The sequence below is a fragment of the Nocardioides sp. genome (assembly GCF_025964975.1).
Classification (GTDB): Bacteria; Actinomycetota; Actinomycetes; order Propionibacteriales; family Nocardioidaceae; genus Nocardioides.
Window position 1 is genome coordinate 1 of the sequence record NZ_JAOPXV010000050.1, and the last position, 5,585, is coordinate 5,585.

The following is a 5,585-nucleotide window of genomic DNA, read 5'->3' on the forward strand; positions in this document are numbered from 1 at the left end:
CTGGACCAGCCCACTGGGTGACGAGTTCCTCCGCGACCACACGGGTTCCCGACCTCTCGGCTCTTCCAGCCCAGCTGACCGAGACGTCGACGCCACCGGCCAGCCGCCTCACCAGTGGCAGCACCGCCCCAGACCCCGCTGACCAACATGCTGCGGGGCCACAGGCACGCCCGGACCGCTTGACGGGACGCGGGGCAGGGTCGAATCTCGAAACTCCTACCCCGTCCACTTCGGAGATCGAGGTGCGCCGGGTCGAGGATCGATCGGCCTGGACAGTGTCGAGCGCGACGCCACGAGGGTGGGGCGGCTCGTACCGCACGAGTCCCGCGACTCGCTAGCGTGAGGCGCATGACGGACTTCTGCCTCTTCTGCGGCATCGCCGCCGGCGACATCGCGAGCGTCAAGGTCGCCGAGGGCGCTTCGACGTATGCCTTCATGGACATCAACCCCGCCTCCGACGGGCACGTGCTGGTCATCTCGAAGCGGCACAGCCGGGACCTGCTGGACATCAGCGCCGAAGACCTGGCCGACGTGACGAGCGCCGCCCAACGCATCGCCAAGGCTGCGGTCGAGGTGTTCGACGCCGACGGTGTCAATCTCCTCAGCTGCTCCGGCGCAGGGCGTGGCAGTCGGTGTTCCACTTCCACCTGCACGTCGTCCCGCGCTATCCCGACGCCACCAAGGACCGGCTTGAAGTGCCGTGGCAACCGGGGGCGACAGGGGACCCGGAGCGGATCGCCGACCTGGGCAACCGGCTGGCGAGCCACCTGTGAGCGACGTCCGGGCCCTCGTGCGCAGACTGCCCCACCACGTCGGCGTCGTGATGGCGCTCCGGCACTAGCCGACCGGACCGACCCGGACCGGCACGCAGCCCCCTGACTACGCTGCCCCCCATGCCGACGAGTGCGACGCTGGACCCGAGCAACGTCAACGCCATCTTCAAGGCCTACGACGTTCGCGGCACCGTCCCCGACCAGCTCGACGAGGACCTGGCGCGCGCGACGGGCGTCGCCTTCGGCGAGGTGATCGGCGCCCCGACGATCGTCATCGGCCACGACATGCGGCCCAGCTCGCCCGGACTGGCCGCTGCCTTCGCAGCCGGCGCCACCGAGGCCGGCGCCGACGTGATCATGATCGGGCTGGCCTCGACCGACCAGCTCTACTTCGCCTCCGGGCGTCTCGACCACGCGGGCGTGATGTTCACCGCCAGCCACAATCCCGCGGGGTACAACGGGATGAAGATGTGTCTCCCGGGCGCGTTGCCGATCGGCTCCGACACGGGACTTGTGCAGATCCGGGACTCGGTGGTCCGTGGTGGACATCGGGCCGCGGCGAGCGTCGGAAAGATCAGCCACCAGGACGTGCTGGAGGACTACGCCGCGCATTTGCTGTGGTTGGCCCCCGTCCCGGAGCCCGGGGTGGGGCGACCCCTGAAGGTCGTCATCGACGCGGGCAACGGCATGGCCGGGCTCACGGCGCCGGCGGTCTTCGAGCGCCTCGGCGCCGACCGCACCGAGGTCGTACCGATGTACTTCGAACTCGACGGCACCTTTCCCCACCACGAGGCCAACCCCATCGAGCCGGCCAACCTGGTCGACCTGCAGCAGCGGGTCCTGGCCGAGGGGGCCGACATCGGACTCGCCTTCGACGGCGACGCCGACCGCTGCTTCCTCGTCGACGAGCGGGGCGAGGCTGTCTCGCCGTCGACCCTGACCTCGTTGATCGCAGCGCGCGAGCTCGCCAAGGAGCCCGGCTCGACGATCATCCACAACCTCATCACGAGCCGTGCCGTGCCGGAGCTGGTCACCGAGCTCGGCGGCAAGCCGGTCCGCACGCGCGTGGGCCACTCCTACATCAAGGCCACCATGGCCCAGACCGGGGCGATCTTCGGTGGCGAGCACAGTGGCCACTTCTACTTCCGTGACTTCTGGAAGGCCGACTCCGGCATGCTGGCGGCCCTGCATGCGCTGGCCGCGCTGGCGGAGACCGACGCACCCCTGTCCGAGCTGTTGTCGGCGTACGAGCGCTATGTCGTCAGCGGCGAGATCAACTCGACCGTGGCCGACCAGGCCAGCATCGTCGACGGACTGGAGAAGCAGTACGCCGACGCCGAAGGTGTCACCACCGACCGTCTGGACGGGCTCACCGTGAGCCATGACGACTGGTGGTTCAACGTCCGTCCGTCCAACACCGAGCCGTTGCTGAGGCTCAACGCCGAGGGCCGGGACCGTGCCACCATGGAGCGCGTCCGCGACGAGATCCTCACGATCATCAGGAGTCAGTCATGAACATCGACCAGGGTCTGCTCGACATCATCGTGTGCCCCGACTGCCACGGCGACCTGGTCGCGGAGGGCGAGGAACTTGTCTGCGCCGGCTGCGGCCTGGCCTACCCGGTCCGCGACGACATCCCGGTGCTGCTGGTCGACGAAGCCCGCAAGCCGGGCTGAGTCGGGAGCGGGAGCGACATGGCCACGTGGTTCGACGAGTCCCGGCTGGACGACGAGGCCGTGCTGGAGGCGTTCGGCCTCAGGCTGAGGAGCCTGGCGGAGAGCGGCGCTCGGGTGCGTCGCGAGTCCCACGACGCCGCCAGCGCCACCGCCGAGGCGATCGCCCGGGACCGCACGTCGTCGAGACCCCGTGCCGTCATCGCAGCCGGTCCCGATTCCCGCTTGTTGCGAGCCGTCCTGGAGCCGCGGTGCCCGGTCCCGTTCGTCGCCTGGACCGCCCCGGCACTGCCCGGGTGGACCGGCAGCCTCGACCTGGTCGTGATGCTGGCACCCGTTGGCTCGGACTCAGGGTCCGCGTCCGCGGTCGCCGAGGCCGTACGCCGCGGGGCCCAGGTCGTGGTCGCATGTCCGCCCACCTCGCTGGTCGCCGAGCACGCTGCTGGTCGCTACACCACGATCCTGCCGACCGTCACCGGTGACCAGCTCGCCACCGCGGTCGTCATGCTCGACTACCTTGAGCAGGTCGGCCTGGGCCCGCGCGCCGATGCCGAGAGCGTCGCCACGGCGCTGGACGAGGTCGCCCTCTCCTGCTCGCCCCACCGAGACCTGGCCGTCAACCCCGCGAAGATGCTGGCCATCGCCCTGGCCGACACCACACCGATCGTCTGGGGCGGCTCCGTCCTCGCCGCCCGCGCTGCCCGACGGGTTGCGGAGTCGATGCGCCGCGCCAGTGGTCGCAGCGCGCTCGCGGCTGATGCCGATCACCTCCTTCCGTTGATCGAGGCGACCCGGCAGCGAGACGTCTTCGAGGACCCCTTCGCCGAGGGGGTGGGCGAACGGCGCCCGCTGCTCGTCGTCCTCGACGACGGAGCCGAGGACCCGGCCGTGCGGGAACAGCGTGGTCGGCTCCATGCCGCCGCAGCCGAGCGTGGAGTACGCACGGAGACCCTGACGACCGACGCGACGACCGAGGTCGCGCGCTACGCCTCGCTCATGCTGCAGGGCCTGTACGCCGCGGAGTACCTCCGCGTCGGTCTCGTCGATGAATGAGCGCTCGATAGGGTGATCTCGTGAGCGACGCGAGGGAGACCGCCTGATGGCCGCAGGACTTTTCGCCCTACTCGACGACGTGGCGGCGATGGCCAAGCTCGCCGCCGCCTCCGTCGACGACATCGGGGCTGCCGCCGGCCGAGCGAGCGGAAAGGCCGCCGGGGTCGTGGTCGACGACACGGCCGTGACGCCCCAGTTCCTCCAGGGTTCCGCGGCAGCGCGCGAGCTGCCGATCATCAAGAAGATCGCGATCGGCTCGCTGCGCAACAAGCTGTTCTTCATCCTCCCTGCGGCCCTGCTGCTCAGTGAGTTCGCTCCCTGGCTGCTGCCGATCCTGCTGATCTTCGGCGGCACCTTCCTCGCCTATGAAGGTGCCCACAAGGTGTGGGAGAAGATCAGCGGGCACGGTCACGCCCAGGAGACCGATGCGGAGGCCGTGCAGCTCGGCGAGCTCACGCCCGAGCACGAGCAGGAGACCGTGGCCGGAGCCATCCGGACCGACTTCATCCTCTCGGCCGAGATCATGGTGATCGCCCTCAAGGAGGTCGTGGACTCCGAGCCCGACGCGGGCTTCCTTACCCGGGCGGTGATCCTGATCGTGGTCGCCATCTTCATCACCATTGCCGTCTACGGCTTCGTCGCGCTGCTGGTCAAGATGGACGACGTCGGGGTCCACCTCGCGAGCAAGCCGTCCCGCGTGGCCAAGAAGGTCGGCTACGCGCTGGTCGCCGGCATGCCCCAGGTGCTGGCCGTCATCTCGGTGATCGGCACCGCAGCCATGTTGTGGGTCGGCGGACACATCCTCCTGATCAGCCTGGACGAGCTGTCCACCTCGTTGAGTGGCACCGTCGCCGACGTCCTGCATGCGCCGTACGCCTTCGTGCACCACCTCGAGGAGGACGTCCATCACGCGCTAGGCGCCGTCGGCGGCGTTGCGGGATGGCTGGTCAACACGGTCCTCTCGGCGGTCCTGGGTCTCGTCGTCGGCGGTCTCGTCCTTGCCCTCATGCACCTCGTGCCCCAGCGGAACAAGACGGTGCACAACGAGGAGCCCAAGAAGGGGCGTGACGAGCCCGTCGAGGATTCTGAGAATCGGTGAGGCCGGTTCTACGCTTCTGAGGTCAGCGTGGGAGATCCCGACGGCGCACAGACGTGCGGCGCAGACGCGCTCCACACACTTCAGGAGACAACGATGGACTTCAAGGTCGCTGACCTCAGCCTGGCCGAGTACGGCCGCAAGGAGATCGAGCTCGCCGAGCACGAGATGCCCGGACTGACGGCGATGCGCGAGCGCTTCGCAGCGAGCCAGCCGCTCGCCGGAGCCCGCATCGCCGGATCCCTGCACATGACGATCCAGACCGCCGTGCTCATCGAGACGCTCACCGCCCTCGGTGCCGACGTGCGCTGGGCCACCTGCAACATCTTCTCCACCCAGGACCACGCCGCAGCGGCGGTCGTCGTGGGTCACCCGTCCACCGGTGGCACCGTCGACGCGCCCGCCGGCACTCCCGTGTTCGCCTGGAAGGGCGAGTCGCTCGCGGAGTACTGGGACGAGGCCGAGAAGGTCTTCGACTTCACCGACGCCGACGGCAACCCGGTCGGACCCAACGTCCTGCTCGACGACGGTGGCGACATCACCATGCTGCTGCACCTCGGCGTGGAGTTCGAGAAGACCGGGGTCGTGCCGCCGCAGGACAGCACCGACAACGAGGAGTTCAAGGAGGTGCTGCGCGTGCTGGCCCGCTCGGTCGAGGCCAAGCCGCAGCACTGGACCACCATCGCCGAGGACATCAGGGGAGTCTCCGAGGAGACCACCACCGGCGTCCTGCGTCTCTACGACCGCTTCCGCGAGGGCACGCTGCTCTTCCCCGCGATCAACGTCAACGACTCGGTCACCAAGAGCAAGTTCGACAACAAGTACGGCTGCCGTCACTCGCTGATCGACGGCCTGAACCGCGCGACCGACGTCATGATCGGCGGCAAGCTCGCGGTCGTGTGTGGCTACGGCGACGTCGGCAAGGGCTCCGCCGAGTCGCTGCGCGGCCAGGGCGCTCGCGTCATCGTCACCGAGATCGACCCCATCTGC

The 5,585-nt window shown here is 69.2% G+C and carries 6 protein-coding genes; all 6 read left to right on the forward strand.

Annotation, left to right across the window (positions count from 1 at the left end):
- Positions 1-348 precede the first annotated feature (348 nt).
- Positions 349-879: an HIT domain-containing protein gene (locus JWN68_RS03780; RefSeq protein WP_297734915.1), complete on the forward strand. Its 531-nt coding sequence runs from the start codon at positions 349-351 to the stop codon at positions 877-879.
- 14 nt (positions 880-893) lie between these two features.
- Positions 894-2,288 (forward strand): phosphomannomutase/phosphoglucomutase, encoded by a 1,395-nt coding sequence (locus JWN68_RS03785; protein ID WP_297734918.1) that lies wholly within the window; start codon positions 894-896, stop codon positions 2,286-2,288.
- Positions 2,289-2,290: 2 nt separating this feature from the next.
- The gene (locus JWN68_RS03790) at positions 2,291-2,449 is read left to right on the forward strand and encodes a Trm112 family protein (RefSeq protein ID WP_366519734.1); all 159 of its coding nucleotides are present in this window, start codon (positions 2,291-2,293) and stop codon (positions 2,447-2,449) included.
- 18 nt (positions 2,450-2,467) lie between these two features.
- Positions 2,468-3,499, forward strand: a complete 1,032-nt coding sequence (locus JWN68_RS03795; protein ID WP_297734925.1) for an SIS domain-containing protein — start codon at positions 2,468-2,470, stop codon at positions 3,497-3,499.
- 46 nt (positions 3,500-3,545) lie between these two features.
- Positions 3,546-4,598 (forward strand): DUF808 domain-containing protein, encoded by a 1,053-nt coding sequence (locus tag JWN68_RS03800; RefSeq protein ID WP_297734928.1) that lies wholly within the window; start codon positions 3,546-3,548, stop codon positions 4,596-4,598.
- A gap of 93 nt (positions 4,599-4,691) precedes the next feature.
- Positions 4,692-5,585: adenosylhomocysteinase (locus JWN68_RS03805; protein ID WP_297734931.1), on the forward strand; the 894-nt coding region annotated here is incomplete at its 3' end.